This window comes from Pseudomonas sp. 1176_21 (assembly GCF_052850635.1).
In genome coordinates this window covers 334,567-354,376 of sequence record NZ_VXCV01000004.1, presented here as the reverse complement: position 1 = coordinate 354,376, position 19,810 = coordinate 334,567, and the positions used below count along the sequence as shown (strand labels likewise).

At 64.6% G+C, this 19,810-nt stretch carries 22 protein-coding genes; 15 read left to right on the top strand and 7 right to left on the bottom strand.

Annotation, left to right across the window (positions count from 1 at the left end; all coding sequences use genetic code 11):
* The first annotated feature begins 2 nt into the window (after positions 1–2).
* A complete protein-coding gene (locus FW760_RS12495; RefSeq protein WP_054915053.1) occupies positions 3–314 on the top strand; it encodes a Nif3-like dinuclear metal center hexameric protein in 312 nt (103 codons plus the stop codon).
* 46 nt (positions 315–360) lie between these two features.
* Here FW760_RS12495 and FW760_RS12490 read toward each other — a convergent pair whose 3' ends face one another.
* The 3 genes from FW760_RS12490 to FW760_RS12480 all read right to left on the bottom strand — a co-directional run bounded on the left by FW760_RS12490 (position 361) and on the right by FW760_RS12480 (position 3,664).
* Positions 361–2,400: a PhoX family protein gene (locus FW760_RS12490; protein ID WP_446443808.1), complete on the bottom strand. Its 2,040-nt coding sequence runs from the start codon at positions 2,398–2,400 to the stop codon at positions 361–363.
* A 123-nt stretch (positions 2,401–2,523) separates the two neighbouring features.
* Positions 2,524–3,081, bottom strand: a complete 558-nt coding sequence (locus FW760_RS12485) for a L,D-transpeptidase family protein (RefSeq protein WP_054915039.1) — start codon at positions 3,079–3,081, stop codon at positions 2,524–2,526.
* Between the two features lie 34 nt (positions 3,082–3,115).
* Positions 3,116–3,664 (bottom strand): NUDIX hydrolase, encoded by a 549-nt coding sequence (locus FW760_RS12480; protein ID WP_446443807.1) that lies wholly within the window; start codon positions 3,662–3,664, stop codon positions 3,116–3,118.
* Positions 3,665–3,795: 131 nt separating this feature from the next.
* Between FW760_RS12480 and FW760_RS12475 the strand changes: the two genes are divergently transcribed.
* The 5 genes from FW760_RS12475 to purT all read left to right on the top strand — a co-directional run bounded on the left by FW760_RS12475 (position 3,796) and on the right by purT (position 6,955).
* On the top strand, positions 3,796–4,395 hold the full coding sequence (locus tag FW760_RS12475) for a CoA pyrophosphatase (protein ID WP_043863175.1): 600 nt from the start codon (positions 3,796–3,798) through the stop codon (positions 4,393–4,395).
* A 40-nt stretch (positions 4,396–4,435) separates the two neighbouring features.
* Entirely contained in the window at positions 4,436–4,960 is a 525-nt protein-coding gene (locus tag FW760_RS12470; protein ID WP_054915036.1) for a gamma carbonic anhydrase family protein, read from the top strand.
* A complete protein-coding gene (locus FW760_RS12465; RefSeq protein ID WP_043863177.1) occupies positions 4,960–5,172 on the top strand; it encodes a DUF1289 domain-containing protein in 213 nt (70 codons plus the stop codon). Before FW760_RS12470 ends, FW760_RS12465 begins: the two co-directional genes overlap by 1 nt.
* A 62-nt stretch (positions 5,173–5,234) precedes the next feature.
* Complete coding sequence (locus tag FW760_RS12460; RefSeq protein ID WP_043863178.1) at positions 5,235–5,702, top strand: VUT family protein; 468 nt, start codon at positions 5,235–5,237, stop codon at positions 5,700–5,702.
* A gap of 71 nt (positions 5,703–5,773) precedes the next feature.
* Positions 5,774–6,955 carry a formate-dependent phosphoribosylglycinamide formyltransferase gene (purT, locus tag FW760_RS12455; RefSeq protein WP_446443806.1) on the top strand — a complete coding sequence of 394 codons (1,182 nt, stop codon included), beginning with the start codon at positions 5,774–5,776 and terminating at the stop codon, positions 6,953–6,955.
* Between the two features lie 101 nt (positions 6,956–7,056).
* On the opposite strand, the gene FW760_RS12450 is transcribed toward purT, so the two are convergent.
* The 3 genes from FW760_RS12450 to FW760_RS12440 all read right to left on the bottom strand — a co-directional run bounded on the left by FW760_RS12450 (position 7,057) and on the right by FW760_RS12440 (position 10,463).
* On the bottom strand, positions 7,057–8,367 hold the full coding sequence (locus tag FW760_RS12450; protein WP_043863180.1) for an MFS transporter: 1,311 nt from the start codon (positions 8,365–8,367) through the stop codon (positions 7,057–7,059).
* 73 nt (positions 8,368–8,440) lie between these two features.
* Positions 8,441–9,640 carry a transporter associated domain-containing protein gene (locus FW760_RS12445; RefSeq protein ID WP_088514564.1) on the bottom strand — a complete coding sequence of 400 codons (1,200 nt, stop codon included), beginning with the start codon at positions 9,638–9,640 and terminating at the stop codon, positions 8,441–8,443.
* A 10-nt stretch (positions 9,641–9,650) separates the two neighbouring features.
* Positions 9,651–10,463 (bottom strand): cytochrome C assembly family protein, encoded by an 813-nt coding sequence (locus FW760_RS12440; protein WP_043863182.1) that lies wholly within the window; start codon positions 10,461–10,463, stop codon positions 9,651–9,653.
* Between the two features lie 196 nt (positions 10,464–10,659).
* Between FW760_RS12440 and ffh the strand changes: the two genes are divergently transcribed.
* From ffh to FW760_RS12410, 6 genes are all read left to right on the top strand, one after another.
* On the top strand, positions 10,660–12,036 hold the full coding sequence (ffh, locus tag FW760_RS12435; protein ID WP_043863183.1) for a signal recognition particle protein: 1,377 nt from the start codon (positions 10,660–10,662) through the stop codon (positions 12,034–12,036).
* 238 nt (positions 12,037–12,274) lie between these two features.
* Complete coding sequence (gene rpsP / locus FW760_RS12430; RefSeq protein WP_028942918.1) at positions 12,275–12,526, top strand: 30S ribosomal protein S16; 252 nt, start codon at positions 12,275–12,277, stop codon at positions 12,524–12,526.
* A gap of 5 nt (positions 12,527–12,531) precedes the next feature.
* Positions 12,532–13,068, top strand: coding sequence for a ribosome maturation factor RimM (gene rimM, locus FW760_RS12425; RefSeq protein ID WP_043863184.1), 537 nt, complete (start codon positions 12,532–12,534; stop codon positions 13,066–13,068).
* 3 nt (positions 13,069–13,071) lie between these two features.
* Positions 13,072–13,824, top strand: a complete 753-nt coding sequence (gene trmD / locus FW760_RS12420; protein WP_043863185.1) for a tRNA (guanosine(37)-N1)-methyltransferase TrmD — start codon at positions 13,072–13,074, stop codon at positions 13,822–13,824.
* 42 nt (positions 13,825–13,866) lie between these two features.
* Positions 13,867–14,217, top strand: a complete 351-nt coding sequence (gene rplS, locus FW760_RS12415; RefSeq protein WP_043863186.1) for a 50S ribosomal protein L19 — start codon at positions 13,867–13,869, stop codon at positions 14,215–14,217.
* Positions 14,218–14,313: 96 nt separating this feature from the next.
* Positions 14,314–14,721, top strand: a complete 408-nt coding sequence (locus tag FW760_RS12410; RefSeq protein ID WP_043863187.1) for an acyl-CoA thioesterase — start codon at positions 14,314–14,316, stop codon at positions 14,719–14,721.
* Positions 14,722–14,742: 21 nt separating this feature from the next.
* Here the strand turns inward: FW760_RS12410 and FW760_RS12405 are convergent, their stop codons facing one another.
* Complete coding sequence (locus tag FW760_RS12405; protein ID WP_446443805.1) at positions 14,743–16,545, bottom strand: cation:proton antiporter; 1,803 nt, start codon at positions 16,543–16,545, stop codon at positions 14,743–14,745.
* Between the two features lie 68 nt (positions 16,546–16,613).
* On the opposite strand from FW760_RS12405, the gene xerD reads away from it, so the two are divergent.
* The 3 genes from xerD (at position 16,614) to FW760_RS12390 (ending at position 19,785) form a co-directional block, all read left to right on the top strand.
* Entirely contained in the window at positions 16,614–17,510 is an 897-nt protein-coding gene (gene xerD / locus FW760_RS12400; RefSeq protein WP_054915031.1) for a site-specific tyrosine recombinase XerD, read from the top strand.
* A 151-nt stretch (positions 17,511–17,661) separates the two neighbouring features.
* On the top strand, positions 17,662–18,399 hold the full coding sequence (gene dsbC / locus FW760_RS12395; RefSeq protein WP_043863190.1) for a bifunctional protein-disulfide isomerase/oxidoreductase DsbC: 738 nt from the start codon (positions 17,662–17,664) through the stop codon (positions 18,397–18,399).
* A gap of 81 nt (positions 18,400–18,480) precedes the next feature.
* Positions 18,481–19,785 (top strand): homoserine dehydrogenase, encoded by a 1,305-nt coding sequence (locus tag FW760_RS12390; RefSeq protein ID WP_043863191.1) that lies wholly within the window; start codon positions 18,481–18,483, stop codon positions 19,783–19,785.
* The last annotated feature ends 25 nt before the right edge of the window (positions 19,786–19,810 follow it).

Sequence of the window (19,810 nt, the reverse complement as noted above, 5' to 3'; positions counted from 1 at the left end):
GGGTGTTCAAACTCGCCTTCTTCGTGCCGCCCAGCCATGTGGAGCAGGTCAAGGCCGCTGTGTTCGCCGCCGGTGGCGGACGCATCGGCGCCTACGACAGCTGTGCGTGGCAGGTGCTGGGCCAGGGCCAGTTCCGTCCGTTGAGCGGCAGCCAGCCGTTCATCGGGCAGAGCGGGGTGGTCGAGCAGGTCGAGGAGTGGCGGGTCGAGCTGGTGGTGGACGATGCGCTGGTGGGGCCGGTAGTCGCGGCCCTGAAGGCGAGCCACCCCTACGAGACCCCGGCCTACGAGGTCTGGCAGCTCGCTGATTTCTGAGGGTCGTGGGGCATGCCCCACCTCCCTTCGAGCAGTCCCCTGCTGCTCAGACGCCTATCTCCCCCCCATCATTGCGCTGAATCACCACCGTCGCCGCACGTGGTCGCACCTTGCTGCCGGCCGGCGTTGCCGTGGTCGCTACATCGGTGCTGGGCCAGTTGGCCGGGTGCTGGATGTTGACGAACATCGAGCGGTTGTCCGGAGTGAACGCAATCCCTGTCACCTCACACCCATTGGGCCCCACGAAGAAGCGACGCAGGTTCAGGGCGTTGTCCGCGTTGATCGGGCTGCGCTTGCCCTGGGCATCGAGCAACAGGTCCGGGATCACGGCAAGCACCTGGTCGTTGGTGTAGTCGCTCACGCTCGGTTCGCTGTTGTCGGTCTCGAACCAGAGGATACCGCGGCTATCGAAACTCATGCCGTCGGGGCTGGCGAACTGGTTGTGTTCGGTCAGGCCGGAGCGGTTGATGTCGGCGCTGGCCGCGGCATTGGCGCCGAACACGAAGATGTCCCAAGTGAAGCTCAGCTGATCCGTGCCGTCGTGCCAGCGGATGATGTGACCGTGCTTGTTAGGCCCCCGCGGGTTGGCCTGGTCGACGCTGGTCGGGGTGCGCAGGCTGTTGTTGGTCAGGCTCAGGTAGGCGTCGCCGTTGAGCGGGTTGACCGTGGTCCACTCCGGGCGGTCCATCGGCGTGGCGCCCAATGCATCGGCTGCGCCACGGGTATTGAGGATGATGCCCGGCAGGTCGCCGTAGAGGGCGCCAAGGGTCTTGCCATCGATGGTGGGCGAGGCAGCATCGAGTAGCAGCCACTGGCCGCTGCCGTCGGCATCGAAGCGCGCCACGTACAGCTTGCCCTGGTCCATGTACTTGGCGCCGATGGCCAGGCGGTCGTGCGGGGTGGCATCGGCCGGGTCCCAGGGCGCGCTGGAGACGAATTTGTAGAGGTATTCGTTGTTCGAGTCGTCACCCATGTAGAACACCACCGGTTGGCCTGCCACCGCCAGGCCGGGGCAGCAGCCCTCGTGGCGAAAACGTCCCAGGGCGGTGCGTTTGACCGCGCGGCGACTGGCGTCATACGGGTCGATTTCGACGATGTAGCCAAACGTGCTGGCTTCATTGCGATAGTCGTCGGTGGCCGACGTACCGCGTGGGGTGATGTCGAAGCGGGCGAATTCGTCGTCCACTTCGTCCGCTGCGCCGGCGGCGGTTTCCCACTTGTACAGGCTTGTCCCGGTGCTGACGCCCAGGCGCTGCTGATCGGCCGGCAGCGCAGTGGTCGTATTGATGAAGATACCTGGCCAGTTCTCCTCGCAGGTCAGGTAGGTGCCCCATGGGGTGTGGCCGTTACCGCAGTTGTTGTTGGTGCCGCGCGACTGCGTGCCGTTTCTGGAGAACGCGGTCTTGACGTGATCGGTGCCGCGCAGCGGGCCGGCCAGGTCCATCACGCTGGCGCTGGTGAAGCGGCGGTTGAGCGGATCGTTGTCGACCACCTGCCAGCGCCCGCCGCGCTTGTTCAGGCGCACGACGCCGGCGCCGTGGGCGTTGATCTCCTTGCGCACCTCCTCGGGCGGCCGCTTGCCGGTAGCGTCCAGGGTGGGGCCGGCAGAATGCAGGGCCTGGGCATCGATGTATTCGAAGTTGATTGCCAGCAGACCGTCGTCGGAGCTGCCACCGATGGGGAAGAAATGCATGCCGTCGTGGTGCATGCCCATGGCGTTTGCCTGGTCTTCGGCGCTGTTGCTGCCGTCGGCCTGCCAGGGTTTAGCGGCGCTGTTCAACGGGGTACCCCATGGTGCCAGCACATAGGCGCTGTAGCCGGCGGCCACTGTGCAGGCATCGGTGCGCGAGCCGGGGATCGAGTCGAAACCGAGCGCCAGCGGCGACGAGGCGGTAGGGGCGGCGGCTTTGTCCGCGGCGTAGCTGTCGAAACAGCCACCTAGGCCTGCACCGGCAATCATCGCGATGGCTGCGCCCAGGCTGCCGCGCACCACGCTGCGGCGGCTCAGATACATGTCCAGTACGGACGTCATCGGCAGGTTGCCACTGGCGTTGCGGTCCAGGTTGTCGCCGGTGTCTCGACTCATTGCTTCATATCCTTCAGCAGAAGTGGCGTCATGCAGACCGGCACTTTAGAAGGCGAATATGACGATTTAGGGGCGCTTTGATGACAGCCGGCACTGCGGCCGGCTGTTGATCCGGGGCAGGGGTCAGGGCCGAATCTCGATCAGCGTGCCGTCGCTGACCAGGTTCCACACTTCGCGCATGTCGCGGTTGGTCATGGCGATGCAGCCTTCGGTCCAGTCCAGGGTGTGGAACAGCGCCTCGGGGTAGTCCGCACTGTCCGGTGTGCCGTGGATCATGATCATGCTGCCCGGCTTCACCCCTTCGCGGCGGGCACGGGCCGAGTCGCTGACATTGGGGTAGGAGACGTGGATGGCCAGGTTGTAACGGTCGGACACCTTGCGCCAGTCGAGCCAGTACAACCCCTCGGGCGTGCGCTTGTCGCCCTCGCGCAGCTTGGCACCGGTGGGCTGCTTGCCCAGCGAGATGCGGTAGCTCTTCATCGAGGTGTCGCCGCTCATCAGTTGCAGGCGGCGTTCGGACTTGATCACCAGCACCTTGTCGATCAACGGGGCGCCGGAGGGGGTGGGCGCCGGGGTCGAGGGCGTCACCTGGCCAAGCGGTTTTCGCACAATGGTTTCGGTAAACGCCGCCTGGGACACCGACGCCACACCGAGGCAGAAGAGGGCAAGCAACCAGCGCATGAAACGGTATCCCTGAAAGTGGCGACGTATGGGTTCAAGTGAGCGGTTCGACCCGCGGGGACAGGCATTCGGTGCGTACCGGGTAATGCTGCCCCTGGCGGTCGAGATAGTAGCATTCTAGGGCACGACTCACGGTCCTGAAAGCCAGCTCGTCCCAGGGGATCTCGCTTTCCTCGAACATGCGCACTTCCAGGCTCTCGACGCCCACCGCAAATGCCAGGTCGGCCAGCTCGGCGCGGTAGAACACATGCACCTGGTTGATGTGCGGCAGGTCGAACAGCTGGTACAGGGCCATCGGCCCCAGGCGCGCGCAGGCTTCCTCGTCGGCCTCGCGGCGGGCGGCGTGTTCCATGGTCTCGCCGTTTTCCATGAAGCCGGCCGGCAGGGTCCAGTAGCCACGTCGCGGCTCGATGGCGCGTCGGCACAGCAGCACCTGGCTGCCATGGCTGGGCAGCACGCCGGCGACGATGTTGGGGTTCTGGTAATGGATGGTATGGCAATGATCGCAGACATGACGCAGGCGGTTGTCGCCGTCGGGGATGCGATGAGTGACCGGTTTGCCGCACGCACTGCAGTAATTCATGCTTATCTTCCTGGTGGCTGCGCCTATCTTCGCGCCAGTGCGCGCAGGCCCGCAAGCGCGATTGTCGCGGGGGCTTGGGCGGGCTGCGCCTTTGGTGCATCATGCAGAGACCCGACAGAACGAGAGAGACCATGCTGGACGAGTTACTTCGCCGAATGAGCAGTCACACGCCGGGCACCCTGGAGACCGATCGTCGGTTCCCCGAGGCTGCCGTGTTATTGCCCATCACCCGCAGCGAGTCGCCCGAACTGGTGCTGACCCTGCGCGCCAAGGGGCTCTCGACCCATGGCGGCGAAGTGGCCTTCCCCGGCGGGCGGCGAGACCCCGAAGACCCGGACCTGGTGTTCACCGCGCTGCGCGAGGCCGAGGAGGAAATCGGCCTGCCGCCCGGGCTGGTCGAAGTCATCGGCCCGCTGAGCCCGCTGGTTTCGTTGCACGGGCTGAAGGTCACGCCGTTTGTCGGGCTGATTCCCGACTATGTCGAGTACCGCGCCAACGATGCCGAGATTGCCGCGGTGTTCAGCGTGCCGCTGGAGTTCTTCCGCCAGGACCCGCGCGACCATACCCACCGCATCGACTACCAGGGCCGCAGCTGGTACGTGCCCAGCTACCGTTTCGGCGAGTACAAGATCTGGGGCCTGTCGGCGATCATGATCGTCGAGCTGGTCAACCTGCTTTACGATGCGCGCATCAGCCTGCACCATCCGCCTGAGCGCACCCCTACAAGATGAGCGGGCCAACCCGCCGCCTTCCCACCGTGAGGAACCACGCATGAAATACCGTCTGGGCGACCTGCGCGTCGAAACCCACCCACAGAGCTGGGTAGCGCCCACCGCCACGCTGATCGGCAAGGTACGCCTGCAGGCGGGGGCCAACGTCTGGTTCGGCGCGGTGCTGCGCGGCGACAACGAGCTGATCGACATCGGCGAGAACAGCAACGTGCAGGACGGTACGGTGATGCACACCGACATGGGCTGGCCACTGACCCTGGGCAAGGGCGTGACGGTCGGCCACAACGCCATGCTGCATGGCTGCACGGTCGGCGACTACAGCCTGGTGGGCATCGGCGCGGTGATCCTCAATGGTGCGCGCATCGGCAAGCACTGCATCATCGGCGCCAATGCGCTGGTGCCCGAGGGGCGCGAGATTCCCGATGGTTCGCTGGTGGTCGGCTCGCCGGGCAAGGTGGTGCGCGAACTGACCCCGGCGCAGCAGCAACTGCTCGAGGCCAGCGCTGCCCACTATGTGCACAACGCCCAGCGCTATGCCCGTGACCTTGTACCTCAGGAGGACTGATGAGCAGCCCTGAACGACCGGTGGCCTCGCCTTGCGTGCATATCTGCGCGCTGGACGAGCAGGATATCTGCACCGGCTGCCAGCGCACCGCCAGCGAGATCACGCGCTGGGGCCGCATGGCCAACGACGAACGGCGCCAGGTGCTGGTGCTGTGCCATGAGCGCGCCGTGGCGGCGGGCCTGGTGATGACGGTGGGCAAGGCCGCCGGCTGATCCCGGGCTTGGCCGTGCGGGGGCACTCAAGTACCCTGTACGGCTTGCCAACCGGTGTTTCTATGTTCTTTCTGATTGCTTACATCGCCAGCGTGGTGCTGATCAACTACGCGTTCTCCAGTGCCCCGCACCTGGACGTCATCTGGTCCGCCTGGGGCGGGCTGGTGTTCATCCTGCGCGACATGGTGCAGACCCGCTTCGGCCACGGCGCCCTGCTGGCCATGCTTGGCGCCCTGGTGCTGTCCTATATCACCTCCGAGCCTGCCATTGCCCTGGCCAGCGCCACCGCGTTCGCGGTATCGGAGCTGATCGACTGGCTGGTGTTCAGCATCACCAAGCGCCCGTTGCATGACCGCCTGTGGCTCAGCTCGGCGCTGAGCATCCCGCTGGATACCTTCATCTTCTTCGGCATGATCGGCGCACTGACCCCGGCCGTGGTCGGTACAGCGCTGGGCTCCAAGTTCGCCGGGGTGACGGTGGTGTGGCTGGCGATGGCCTGGCGCGCACGCAAGAACGCCTGCGCCATGTAAAATGGCGCTTCTTTTCACCGGGTTGCACCGTGCTGGGGCGGCCCTGGATTCCTTCCCTCTGAGGACCTGAGATGACCCGTATCGGAACCCCCTTGTCGCCGACCGCGACCCGAGTACTGCTGTGTGGCTGTGGCGAACTGGGCAAGGAAGTGGTGATCGAGCTGCAACGCCTGGGCGTTGAAGTGATTGCCGTGGACCGTTACGCCGATGCCCCGGCCATGCAGGTGGCGCACCGCAGCCACGTGATCAACATGCTCGATGGCGCCGCCCTGCGCGCAGTGATCGAGGCCGAGCAGCCGCACTACATCGTGCCGGAAATCGAAGCCATCGCCACCGCCACCCTGGTTGAGCTGGAAGCCGAAGGCTTTACCGTGGTGCCGACCGCACGCGCCGCGCAGCTGACCATGAACCGCGAGGGCATCCGCCGCCTGGCCGCCGAGGAGCTGGACCTGCCAACCTCGCCTTACCACTTTGCCGACACCTTCGAAGACTACCGCAAGGCCGTCGAAGACCTCGGCTTCCCGTGTGTGGTCAAGCCGGTGATGAGCTCGTCGGGCAAGGGCCAGAGCCTGCTCAAGGGCGTCGATGACGTGCAGGCTGCGTGGGACTATGCCCAGGAAGGCGGGCGTGCCGGCAAGGGCCGGGTCATCATCGAGGGCTTCATCGACTTCGAGTACGAGATCACCCTGCTCACCGTGCGCCATGTGGGCGGCACCACCTTCTGCGCGTCGGTCGGGCATCGCCAGGAGAAGGGCGATTATCAGGAGTCGTGGCAGCCGCAGGCGATGAGCCCCAAGGCGCTGGCCGAGTCCGAGCGCGTGGCGCGTGCGGTGACCGAGGCCCTGGGTGGTCGCGGCATGTTCGGCGTGGAGCTGTTCGTCAAGGGCGACCAGGTGTGGTTCAGCGAAGTCTCGCCGCGCCCGCACGACACTGGCCTGGTGACCCTGATTTCCCAGGACCTTTCGCAGTTCGCGCTGCATGCGCGGGCGATCTTGGGCCTGCCGATTCCGCTGATTCGCCAGTTCGGGCCGTCGGCTTCGGCAGTGATTCTGGTGGAAGGCACTTCGCAGCAGACCGCCTTCGCCAACCTCGGCGCGGCGCTGAGCGAGCCGGACACGGCGCTGCGCCTGTTCGGCAAGCCAGAGGTGAATGGCCAGCGGCGCATGGGCGTGTGCCTGGCGCGTGACGAGTCGATCGAAGCCGCGCGGGCCAAGGCGACCCGGGCTTCGCAGGCAGTCAGCGTAGAGCTGTAAGGCTTTAGTACGTCATCGCGGGTCAGGCCCGCTCCCACATAAACAGTGATGATGCCTGTGGGAGCGGGCCTGACCCGCGATAGCTGCGCAGCAGCCTGTCTTCAGAGTTCCGTATGCCGGGTCTCTTTCAGGCACAGCACTGCAATCAGGCTCAGTACTGCTGCCGCCGACACATACCCGCCCACCCAGCTCAGGCCGCCCATGGCCACCAGCTTCTGTGCAAAGAACGGCGCCGCCGAGGCTCCGACGATCCCGCCCAGGTTGTACGCCGCCGAGGCCCCGGTATAGCGCACGTGCGTGGGGAACAGCTCAGGCAGCAGCGCCCCCATCGGCGCGAACGTCACCCCCATCAGAAACAGTTCGATGGCCAGAAACAGCGCCACGCCCGCGGTCGACCCCGACGTCAGCAGCGGCTCCATGGTGAACCCCGACAGGATGGCCAGCACCCCACCCACGATCAGCACCGGCTTGCGTCCGTACCGGTCGCTCAGCCAGGCCGACAGCGGCGTGGCCAGGGCCATGAACACCACCGCAAAGCACAGCAGTGCCAGAAAGGTCTCGCGGCTGTAGCCAAGGGTCGATACCCCGTAGCTCAGCGAGAACACCGTCGAGATGTAGAACAGCGCGTAGCACACCACCATCGCCGCCGCGCCCAGCAGGGTGGGCGCCCAGTACTGTGCGAACAGCTCGACCACCGGCATCTTCACCCGCTCGTGGCGCGCCACGGCCTTGGCGAACACCGGCGACTCCTCGAGCTTGAGCCGCACATACAGCCCCACGATCACCAGCGCGGCGCTGAGCAGGAACGGAATGCGCCAGCCCCAGCTGCGGAACTGCTCGTCGGAAAGGGTCATGGCCAGGGTCAGGAACAGGCCGTTGGCCGCCAGAAAGCCGATCGAAGGGCCCAGCTGCGGGAACATGCCGAACCACGCCCGCTTGCCCTTGGGCGCGTTCTCGGTGGCCAGCAGCGCTGCACCGCCCCATTCGCCGCCCAGCCCCAGGCCCTGGCCGAAGCGCAGCAGGCACAGCAGGATCGGTGCCCAGGCGCCAATGCTGTCGTAACCCGGCAGCACGCCGATCAGCGTGGTGCAGATGCCCATCAGCAGCAGCGAGGCCACCAGCGTCGACTTGCGACCGATGCGGTCGCCAAAATGGCCGAACAGCGCCGAACCCAGCGGGCGCGCCAGAAACGCGATGCCGAAGGTGAGGAAGGCCGAGAGCATCTGCGCGGTGCCCGAGGTCTGCGGGAAGAACACCGGGCCGATCACCAGGGCCGCTGCCGTGGCGTATACGTAGAAGTCGTAGAACTCGATGGCGGTGCCGATGAAGCTGGCCGTGGCTACCCGGGCGGGCGAGTTGACTGGGGGCGCTGCGGTTTCATCGTTGTTGTTATAGGTGCTGCTGGTCGTCATGAACGTTTCCCTGTCGAGTGCTGCGAAGGCTCCGGCACCTGCCGCGGGCAAGCGCCGGCGGGCTCGAGTATAGCTAGCGGGAAACGGTCCAGACCAGTATGCGGCTGGCGCAATTGTCCTCGGTTTCGAGGATTTCCATGCGATAACGGCCCATTTTCAGGCACACCGCGCTGGCGGGGATGCTTTCCAGCGCCTCGGTCACCAGGCCGTTCAGGGTTTTCGGGCCGTCGCTGGGCAGGTGCCAGCCCAGGCTGCGGTTGAGCTCGCGGATCGAAATGTTGCCCTCGATCACGTAGCGCCCATCGGGCTGCGGGTGAATGTGCGGGTTGTCCAGGCTGTGCTCTTCCTCGAACTCGCCCACGATCTCTTCAAGAATGTCTTCCAGGGTGACGATGCCCTGCACTTCGCCATATTCGTCCACCACCACGCCCAGGCGCCGCTGCTGTTTGTGAAAGTTCAGCAGCTGCAGCTGCAGCGGGGTGCTTTCGGGCACGAAGTATGGCTCGTAGCACGCCGCCAGCAGGTTGGCCAGGGTCAGCTCGGCCTTGGGCAGCAGGTGGCTGATCTGGCGCGTGTTGAGGATCGCCTCGACCTGGTTGATATCACTGTGGAACACCGGCAGGCGGGTGTGACGGCTGACGATCAGTTGCTCGATGATCTTTTCGATCGGCTCGTCGAGGTTGATCCCGTCGACATCGTTGCGCGGCACCAGGATGTCGTTGACCGTCACCTTGTCCAGCGCCTGAAGGCTGCCGAGCAGGTCGCTCCTGTGCTGGGCATGTTCCTCGTCCGGCGCACCGGAGGCGCCGGGGGTGTCGTGGCGATTGTCATGCTGGGTGACAGCCGTGACCTTGCCCGCGAAGGGGCGCAGCAACAGGCGTGCAACGCCATCGAGCAGCCAGGCCAGTGGCTGCAGCAGCATGAGCGGCACCTTGAGCAGGCTCTCGCCCAGGCCCAGCAGGGCGTCGGGGTAGCGTCGGGCCAGCTGGCGGGGGAGGTAGTCGGTGAGCACCAGCACGGCCAGTGCCGCTGCCGCGCAGGCCAGCCAGAAGCCGCGCTCGCCGGCATGGGCAAAGCCCAGCAGCGAGGCCAGGGCGAACACCAGCAGCTTGCCCAGGGTGGCGCCCAGCATCAGTGCACGTTCGCTTCTGGGGCCATTGCGGCGGGTGCCGCCCTGTTGCTGCTGGGCGGCATCCACTGCGCTGAACAGCGCCGACCACACCAGGGTCAGTGCCAGTACCGCGACCTGTGGGCCTAACGGCAGAGTGTTCATAGGTCGCCTGTCAGATATGCAGAATGAATTCGCGTACCAGCTTGCTGCCGAAATACGCCAGCATCAGCAGGCAGAAACCGGCCAGGGTCCAGCGGATCGCCTTGTGACCGCGCCAGCCCAGGCGGGTGCGGCCCCACAGCAGGACGCCGAAGACGATCCAGGCCACGCAGGCGAGCAGGGTCTTGTGCACCAGGTGCTGGGCGAACAGGTTGTCCAGGAACAGCCAGCCGGAGATCAGCGACAGCGACAGCAGCGCCCAGCCGGCCCACAGGAAGCCGAACAGCAGGCTCTCCATGGTCTGCAGCGGCGGGAAGTTGCGGATCAGGCCCGAGGGGTGCTTGTGCTTGAGCTGGTAATCCTGCACCAGCAGCAGCAAGGCCTGGAACACCGCGATGGTGAACAGCCCGTAGGCCAGGATCGACAGCAGGATATGCGCCAGGATGCCGGGCTCCTCGTTGACCAGCGGCACCGTGCCCGAGGGCGCGAACTGCGCCATCAGCGCGGTCAGCAGGCCCAGCGGGAACAGCAGCAGCAACAGGTTCTCCACCGGGATGCGCAGGGTGGCGACCAGGGTCAGGGCAATCACTGCGGTGGCGATCAGGCTGGCGGCGCTGAAGAAGTCCAGGCTCAGGCCCAGCGGCGTGAGCAGCTGCCAGCACAACGCGGTGCCCTGAGCGACCACGGCGAAGGCGCCGAGCATTCCGAGCAGCCGCTTGTCGGCCTTGGTGCCTCGGGCCAGGCGGGTGCCTTGATAGAAAATCGCGGCGGCGTACAGGCAGGCGGCGATCAGATTGGGTAGCAAGCTGGGTGACAAGGGGAGCATAAGTCCTGTTAGGCAAGCCCGAAAGGCCCTGAGTTTGGCATACAACGCGCCTGCCAAGGAAGACTGGTGGCCGACGCCATGGTGTGCGCGTGCGCGAGTCTTCGCTATAATCGCCGGCCTGCCCTTGCCCAAGGCTGGCCGAATGCGCCAGGGGCAGCTGATAAACCTCGGTTCTACAGAGCCTGAAAGGATCCCCATGTTTGAAAACCTGACCGACCGTCTGTCACAGACGCTGCGCCATGTCACCGGTAAAGCCAAGCTCACCGAGGACAATATTAAAGACACCCTGCGCGAAGTGCGCATGGCGTTGCTCGAGGCCGACGTCGCCCTGCCGGTGGTCAAGGATTTCGTCAACAAGGTCAAGGAACGCGCGGTCGGCACCGAGGTGTCGCGCAGCCTGACGCCTGGCCAGGCGTTCGTGAAGATCGTCCAGGCCGAACTCGAAGAGCTGATGGGCGCGGCCAACGAAGACCTCGCGCTCAACAGCGCGCCGCCTGCCGTTGTGCTGATGGCCGGCCTGCAGGGTGCGGGCAAGACCACCACCGCCGGCAAGCTGGCGCGCTTTCTCAAGGAGCGCAAGAAGAAGAGCGTGATGGTGGTGTCGGCCGACGTGTACCGTCCGGCGGCCATCAAGCAGCTCGAAACCCTGGCCAACGACATCGGCGTGACCTTCTTCCCGTCGGACATCACCCAGAAACCGGTGGCCATCGCCGAGGCGGCGATTCGCGAAGCCAAGCTCAAGTTCATCGACGTTGTCATCGTCGACACCGCCGGGCGTCTGCACATCGATGCCGAGATGATGGGCGAGATCAAGCAGCTGCACGCTGCGGTCAAGCCGATCGAGACCCTGTTCGTGGTCGATGCCATGACCGGCCAGGACGCCGCCAACACTGCCAAGGCGTTTGGCGAGGCGCTGCCGCTGACCGGCGTGATCCTGACCAAGGTCGACGGTGATGCCCGTGGCGGCGCCGCGCTGTCGGTACGCGCGATCACCGGCAAGCCGATCAAGTTCATCGGCATGGGCGAGAAGAGCGAAGCGCTCGAACCGTTCCACCCGGACCGCATTGCCTCGCGGATCCTGGGCATGGGCGACGTGCTCAGCCTGATCGAGCAGGCCGAGCAGACCCTGGACAAGGAAAAGGCCGACAAGCTGGCCAAGAAGCTGAAGAAGGGCAAGGGCTTCGATCTCGAGGACTTCCGCGACCAGCTGCAGCAGATGAAGAACATGGGCGGCCTGAGCGGCCTGATGGACAAGATGCCGAGCATCGGCGGCGTCAACCTGTCGCAGATGGGCAATGCCCAGGGCGCGGCAGAGAAGCAGTTCAAGCAGATGGAGGCGATCATCAACTCCATGACCCCGGCCGAGCGCCGCGACCCCGAGCTGATCAGCGGTTCGCGCAAGCGCCGCATCGCCATGGGCTCGGGCACCCAGGTGCAGGACATCGGCCGCTTGATCAAGCAGCACAAGCAGATGCAGAAGATGATGAAGAAGTTTTCCACCAAGGGCGGCATGTCGAAGATGATGCGCGGCCTTGGCGGCATGCTGCCTGGCGGCGGCATGCCCAAGCTGTAACCACATTCAGGCCGGTGCCTCCCGTGGGGCACCGACCGGAACCCCGCCGCTGGCGGGACCCGTGCCGCCTTCTATATACAGAAGCGGCTCATTCGCAGATCAGCACGGCGGCTTGTCGCTCGCCGTTAAAAGGCATTTGCAAAAGTCCGTGTATTCCTTGAGAATATGCGGCCTTTCGGGCACCCGTGTGCCCGCTGTGCATTATGATTTGCAGCACCGACTACAGGAACGATGTTCTATGCTAACCATCCGTCTTGCCCGTGGCGGCTCCAAAAAGCGCCCATTCTACACCCTGACCGTGACCGACTCGCGTAACCCGGTTACCGGTTCGCACATCGAGCAGGTTGGTTTCTTCAACCCTATCGCTCGTGGCCAGGAAGTTCGCCTGTCCGTTAAGCAGGATCGCGTTGCTCACTGGCTGAGCGTTGGCGCACAGCCATCCGAGCGCGTTGCAAAACTGCTGAAAGATGCTGCTAAGGCTGCTGCCTGAATAGTATGAGCGCGACGCCAGAAAAAGCTGACGACCTGATCGTTGTTGGCAAGATTTTTTCGGTTCACGGCGTTCGCGGCGAGGTGAAGGTCTTTTCCTTTACCGATCCGATTGAAAACCTGTTGGATTACCGCAACTGGACGCTCCGGCGCGAAGGTGTGGTCAAGCAGGTCGAGCTGGTCAGCGGCCGATCCACTCAAAAGGATCTGGTTGCCAAGCTCAAAGGCCTCGACGATCGCGATGAAGCCCGTCTTCTGAGCGGTTACGAGATTTGCATCTCGCGTAGCCTTTTGCCCGACCTGACCGAAGACGAGTACTACTGGTACCAGTTGGTAGGTCTGAAAGTCATCAACCAGGACGAACAGCTGTTCGGCACGGTTGATCACCTGTTGGAGACCGGCGCGAACGATGTAATGGTGGTCAAGCCCTGCGTGGGCAGCCTGGATGATCGTGAACGCCTGTTGCCCTATACCGGGCAGTGCGTGTTGAAGGTCGACCTGGCTGCAGGCGAAATGAGGGTGGAATGGGACGCGGACTTCTAGACGATGGCGAGCCTTCGTGTCGAAGTCATTACGTTGTTCCCCGAGATGTTCTCGGCCATCAGTGAGTACGGCATTACCAGCCGCGCGGTGAAGCAGGGGTTGTTGCAACTGACCTGCCACAATCCGCGGGACTACACCACAGATCGCCACCACACCGTGGATGATCGGCCGTTTGGCGGTGGTCCGGGCATGGTGATGAAGATCAAGCCCCTGGAAGATGCGCTGGTTCAGGCCAGGCAGCAGGCAGGGGAAGCGGCGAAGGTGATCTACCTGTCGCCACAAGGCCGTCAGCTGAATCAGTCGGCGGTACGCGAACTGGCGAATGCAGAGTCGTTGATTCTCATCGCAGGTCGTTATGAAGGCATTGACGAGCGGTTCATTCAGGCTCATGTCGATGAAGAGTGGTCGATTGGCGACTATGTACTGTCTGGCGGCGAGCTGCCGGCGATGGTCCTGATCGATGCGGTTACGCGGCTGCTGCCCGGAGCTTTAGGGCATGCGGACTCGGCGGAGGAAGACTCCTTCACCGATGGTCTGCTCGATTGCCCGCACTACACCCGACCGGAGGTGTATGCGGATCAGCGTGTTCCCGACGTGTTGCTCAGTGGCAACCATGCACACATCCGGCGCTGGCGTTTACAGCAGTCCCTTGGGCGGACCTATGAACGACGCGTCGATCTTCTGGAAAGTCGCTCACTTTCTGGAGAAGAGAAGAAGCTGCTCGAGGAGTATCTCCGAGAGCGGGACGATAGTTAACGTATCGATGGTGGGTCTGACGACCTATCTTAGGAGCACAGCATGACCAACAAAATCATTCTGCAACTCGAAGCCGAGCAGATGACCAAAGAGATCCCGACCTTTGCCCCAGGCGACACTGTTGTCGTTCAGGTGAAAGTGAAGGAAGGCGACCGTTCGCGTCTGCAGGCGTTCGAAGGTGTTGTTATCGCCAAGCGTAACCGTGGTGTGAACAGTGCTTTCACTGTTCGTAAAATCTCCAACGGTGTTGGCGTAGAGCGTACTTTCCAGACCTACAGCCCGCAGATCGACAGCCTGGCCGTGAAACGTCGTGGTGACGTGCGTAAAGCCAAGCTGTACTACCTGCGCGACCTGTCCGGCAAAGCCGCTCGCATCAAGGAAAAACTGGCCTGAGGCTAGTTTGACCGGCGGGCACGGGACCGCCATGCGAAAAGAAAGCAGCCTTCGGGCTGCTTTTTTGTTGTCCGTCATTCGTGTTTCAGAGATGTCATGAACAGTAGAGAGCAAGAGATCCAGCGCCGTACCCAGTTGTCGGTGACCCGCGTGACCAAGGCGGTGTTCCCCTCGACCACCAACCATCACAACACCCTGTTCGGCGGCACCGCGCTGGCGTGGATGGACGAGGTGTCGTTCATTGCCGCCACGCGCTTCTGCCGCTTGCCGCTGGTGACGGTGTCGACCGACCGCATCGACTTCAAGCACCCGATTGCCGCCGGCTCGATCGTGGAACTGGTGGGGACGGTGGTGAAGGTGGGTACCACCAGCCTGAAGGTCGAGGTGGAGGTGTTTGTCGAAAGCATGAGCTGCGACAGTCGCGAGAAGGCGATTCACGGGTTGTTCAGCTTCGTCGCCATCGACGAAGACAAGCGGCCGGTGCCGGTGTTGCCCGGCTTCTGAACGGCCAACAAGCCCGCGCGATCAACCTGCCTGCGGCTGGACCAGCGCCACCAGCGTCCACCCAGGCCCCGGCTTCAGCGCCGTATCCGGTCCTACCACATACACCCAGCCACTGGCATCGCGGGCAAACAGCAAGGTCGCGCGATCGCCATGCAACGCCTGGTAGTCCGCCCAGCCAAACGCCTCGGTCAGGTGCGTGGTGTACAGCTCGGCGCCCTGGTTGAACAGGTTGGCCAGTTGCACATAGGTCAACGCCTGGCTGCCAAACAGGCGCCCGCGATGTTCGTCACTGGCGCGGTGCTTGTCGCTGCGCTGGCGCTCCAGCCCGCTGGCCAGCACGAACAGACGCTGATGCCCGAAATCATGTCGAAAGCGCGTGCATGCCAGGGTGTTGAGCTCGCCCGCCGGCGACAGCCCCAGCAGGTGCCCCAGGCCTACAAGGTCCAGGTGCGCATCTGCATGCTGCGAGGCCGGGTGACCGAAATAGGTCGGCAACCCCTCCATGCGCGCCGCGCGAATGTTCTCCCAGCTCGAATCGGCCAGCAGCACCCGGCTGCCCAGTTGTTGCAAGGCCGTGCCCAGGGCCCTGGCCGGCGCGTTGGCGCCCACGATCAGAAACCCGCTGGGGGCAGGCTCGGCCACCTTGAGCAGGCGCGCCAGCGGCCGCGCCGTGGCGCTTTGCAGCACCACCGTACCGATGATCACCGCGAACGTCAGCGGCACCAGCAGCAAGGCCCCCGCGTGCCCGGCCTCGTCCAGGCGTATCGCGAAAATCGCCGACACTGCCGCGGCCACGATGCCGCGCGGGGCGATCCAGGCCAGCAGCGCACGCTCGCGCCAGTTGAGCTGCGAGCCCCAGGTCGACAGCGCCACGTTCAGCGGCCGCGCAATCAGCTGAATCACCAGCAGCAGGGCCAGCACCGCAGGGCCCAGGCCGAGCAGGGCATTCAGGTCCAGGCGCGCCGCCAGCAGAATGAACAGGCCGGAGATCAGCAGCACGCTGAGGTTCTCCTTGAAGTGCAGGATCTGGCGCACATCCACGCCCTTCATGTTGGCCAGCCACATGCCCATCAGGGTCACCGCCAGCAGCCCCGACTCGTGCATCACCTGGTTGGAGGCGATGAAGATCCCCAGCACCGCTGCCAGCGAGGCCAGGTTGTGCAGGTACTCGGGCAGCCATTGATGGCGGATCACCTGGCCCAGCAGCCAGCCACCGGCCACGCCGAAGGCGCTGCCGCACAGGATCACCCCGGCGAACGTCAGCAGGCTCTGGCTCAGGCCGTCGCCAGCGGCGCTGGCAATGATGAAGCTGTACACCACCACCGCCAGCAGGGCGCCGATCGGGTCGATGACGATGCCTTCCCAGCGCAGGATGTTGGCCACCGCCGCCTTGGGCCGTACCACCCGCAGCATCGGCACGACCACGGTCGGCCCGGTGACCAGGGTCAGGGTGCCGAACAGGATCGCCAGCAGCCAGTCGAACCCTAGCAGCCAGTGGGTGGCCGCGCTGATCACCACCCAGGTGGACAGCGCGCCGAGGGTCACCATGCGCCGCACCACCGTGCCGATCTCGCGCCATTGCGACAGGTGCAGGGTCAGGCTGCCCTCGAACAGGATCAGCGCCACCGCCAGCGACACCAGCGGCATCAGCAGCGGGCCGAACATTTCCTGCGGGTCGAGCCAACCCAGGATCGGCCCGGCCATTATGCCGCTGAGCAGCAGGAACAGGATCGCCGGCAGCTTCAGCCGCCAGGCCAGCCACTGGCAGCCCAGGGCCGCGACACCGATCCCGCCGAATGCCAGCAATATCTCTTGTTCGTTCATTCGGGCTCCCTATGCCGGCGGTGTTATGGAAGACTAGCGGTATTTTTACGGCCTACCACCGAGTCTTCATGCCCGCCATCGACCACCCGCTGATCGACCAGTTCCTCGACGCCCTGTGGCTGGAGAAGGGGCTTTCCGACAACACCCGAGCGTCCTACCGCAGCGACCTGGCCCTGTTCAACGGCTGGCTCCAGGAGCGGGGCATGGCGTTGCCCGATGCCGGTCGCGAGCTGATCCTGGACCACTTGGCATGGCGCCTCGACCAGGGCTACAAGCCCCGTTCCACGGCGCGGTTCCTGTCGGGCGCGCGTGGCTTCTACCGCTACCTGCTGCGCGAGAAGCTGATCGCCCTCGACCCGACCCTGCAGGTCGACATGCCGCAACTGGGCAAGCCGTTGCCCAAGTCGCTGTCCGAGGCCGATGTGGAGGCCCTGTTGAAGGCTCCCGACCTTGGCGAGGCCATCGGCCAGCGCGACCGCGCCATGCTCGAGGTGCTGTATGCCTGCGGGCTGCGCGTCACCGAGCTGGTGAGCCTGACCCTCGATCAGGTCAACCTGCGCCAGGGCGTGCTGCGGGTGATGGGCAAGGGCAGCAAGGAGCGCCTGGTGCCGATGGGGGAGGAGGCGGTGGTGTGGGTAGAACGTTACCTGCGCGACGGCCGCGTCGAACTGCTCAACGGCCGCCCCAGCGATGTCCTGTTCCCCAGCCAGCGTGGCGAGCAGATGACCCGCCAGACCTTCTGGCACCGCATCAAGCACCAGGCCCAGGTGGCCGGGATCGGCAAGGCGCTGTCGCCGCACACCCTGCGCCATGCCTTCGCCACCCACCTGCTCAACCACGGCGCCGACCTGCGCGTGGTGCAGATGCTGCTGGGCCACAGCGACCTGTCGACCACCCAGATCTACACCCATGTGGCCCGCGCCCGCCTGCAGGAACTGCATGCCCGTCATCACCCTCGCGGCTGAGCGCTGATCGCACATTGCATGCGTCGCCAGCAGTCAATGCAGGGCGGCGAATGTGGTACGCTTTCGCGGTTTACACCCGGGCCCTGGATCGCGGCCGTTTTTCGGTACGCCTGTTCCGCTTTCGGCCCCCTGTCCGCCTTCAGGAGTTTTCATGCGCGTGACCCAGATTTTAGCCGCCGCCGCCCTGGCGCTGGCCAGTTCCTTCGCCGTGGCTGCGGCCAACGATGCCGAGCAGGCGATTCGAAAGTCGCTGCAGTCGCTGGAGTCGGAAATACCGGTCGACAGCATCGCTGCCAGCCCGGTCAACGGCCTGTACGAGGTCAAGCTCAAGGGCGGCCGTGTGCTGTACGCCAGCGCCGACGGCCAGTTCCTGGTACAGGGCTATCTGTTCCAGATCCAGGACGGCAAGCCGGTCAACCTGACCGAAAAGGCCGAGCGCGTGGCCATCGCCAAGACCATCAATGCGATTCCGGCTTCCGAAATGGTGGTTTACCCTGCCAAGGGCGAAACCAAGTCGCACATCACCGTGTTCACCGACACCACCTGCCCGTACTGCCACAAGCTGCATGCCGAAGTGCCCGAGCTGAACAAGCGCGGCATCGAGGTGCGCTACGTGGCCTTCCCGCGCCAGGGCCTGGGCTCGTCGGGTGACCAGCAGCTGCAGGCGGTATGGTGTTCCACCGACCGCAAGGCGGCCATGGACAAGATGGTCGACGGCAAGGAAATCAAGGCCGCCAAGTGCGAGAACCCGGTCAGCAAGCAGTTCCAGATGGGGCAGTCGATCGGCGTCAATGGCACGCCGGCCATCGTGCTCGAGGACGGTCAGGTGATCCCGGGTTATCAGCCGGCCCCGCAAGTGGCCAAGCTGGCATTGACCGCAAGCAAGTAATTCAATCAGTGAGCCGTCACCATGGGGAGACGGCTGTTTTTTCGACCGGCGCATGGCCGGTCGTTCAATGGGGAGTTCACAGTGAAACCGGTCAAAGTAGGCATCTGTGGGTTGGGGACCGTCGGTGGCGGTACCTTCAATGTACTTCAGCGTAACGCCGAGGAGATTGCCCGCCGCGCCGGGCGTGGAATCGAAGTGGCACAAATCGCCATGCGTACGCCAAACCCGAACTGCCAGATTACCGGTACCCCCATTACCGCTGATGTGTTCGAGGTCGCGAGCAACCCCGAGATCGATATCGTCATTGAACTGATTGGCGGCTACACCATTGCCCGCGAGCTGGTGCTCAAGGCCATCGAGAACGGCAAGCACGTGGTCACCGCCAACAAGGCGCTGATTGCCGTGCACGGCAACGAGATCTTCGCCAGGGCGCGCGAGAAGGGCGTCATCGTCGCCTTCGAAGCGGCCGTGGCCGGCGGTATCCCGGTGATCAAGGCGATCCGCGAAGGCCTGTCGGCCAACCGCATCAACTGGGTGGCCGGTATCATCAACGGCACCGGCAACTTCATCCTCACCGAAATGCGCGAGAAGGGCCGCACCTTCCCCGACGTGCTGGCCGAAGCCCAGGCGCTGGGCTATGCCGAGGCCGACCCGACGTTCGACGTCGAGGGCATCGACGCCGCGCACAAGCTCACCATCCTGGCGTCCATCGCTTTCGGTATCCCGCTGCAGTTCGACAAGGCCTACACCGAAGGCATCACCCAGCTGACCACGGCCGACGTGAACTACGCCGAAGCGCTGGGCTACCGCATCAAGCACCTGGGCGTGGCCCGCAGCACGGCCAATGGCATCGAACTGCGCGTGCACCCGACGCTGATTCCGGCCGACCGCCTGATCGCCAATGTCAACGGCGTGATGAACGCGGTGATGGTCAACGGTGACGCCGCAGGCTCCACCCTGTTCTACGGCGCCGGCGCCGGCATGGAACCGACCGCCTCGTCGGTGATCGCCGACCTGGTCGACGTGGTCCGTGCCATGACCAGCGACCCGGAAAACCGCGTGCCGCACCTGGCCTTCCAGCCCGACTCGCTGTCGGCTCACCCGATCCTGCCGATCGAAGCCTGCGAGAGCGCCTACTACCTGCGCATCCAGGCCAAGGATCGTCCGGGCGTGCTGGCCCAGGTGGCGAGCATCCTGTCCGAGCGCGGCATCAATATCGAGTCGATCATGCAGAAGGAAGTCGAGGAGCACGATGGCCTGGTGCCGATGATCCTGCTCACCCACAGCGTGCTCGAGCAGCGCATGGACGACGCGATCACCGCCCTGGAAGCCTTGCAGGATGTGGTTGGCAGCGTTGTGCGCATCCGCGTCGAACAACTGAACTGAGCCGTCTTTGAGTTAGAGGAATAGG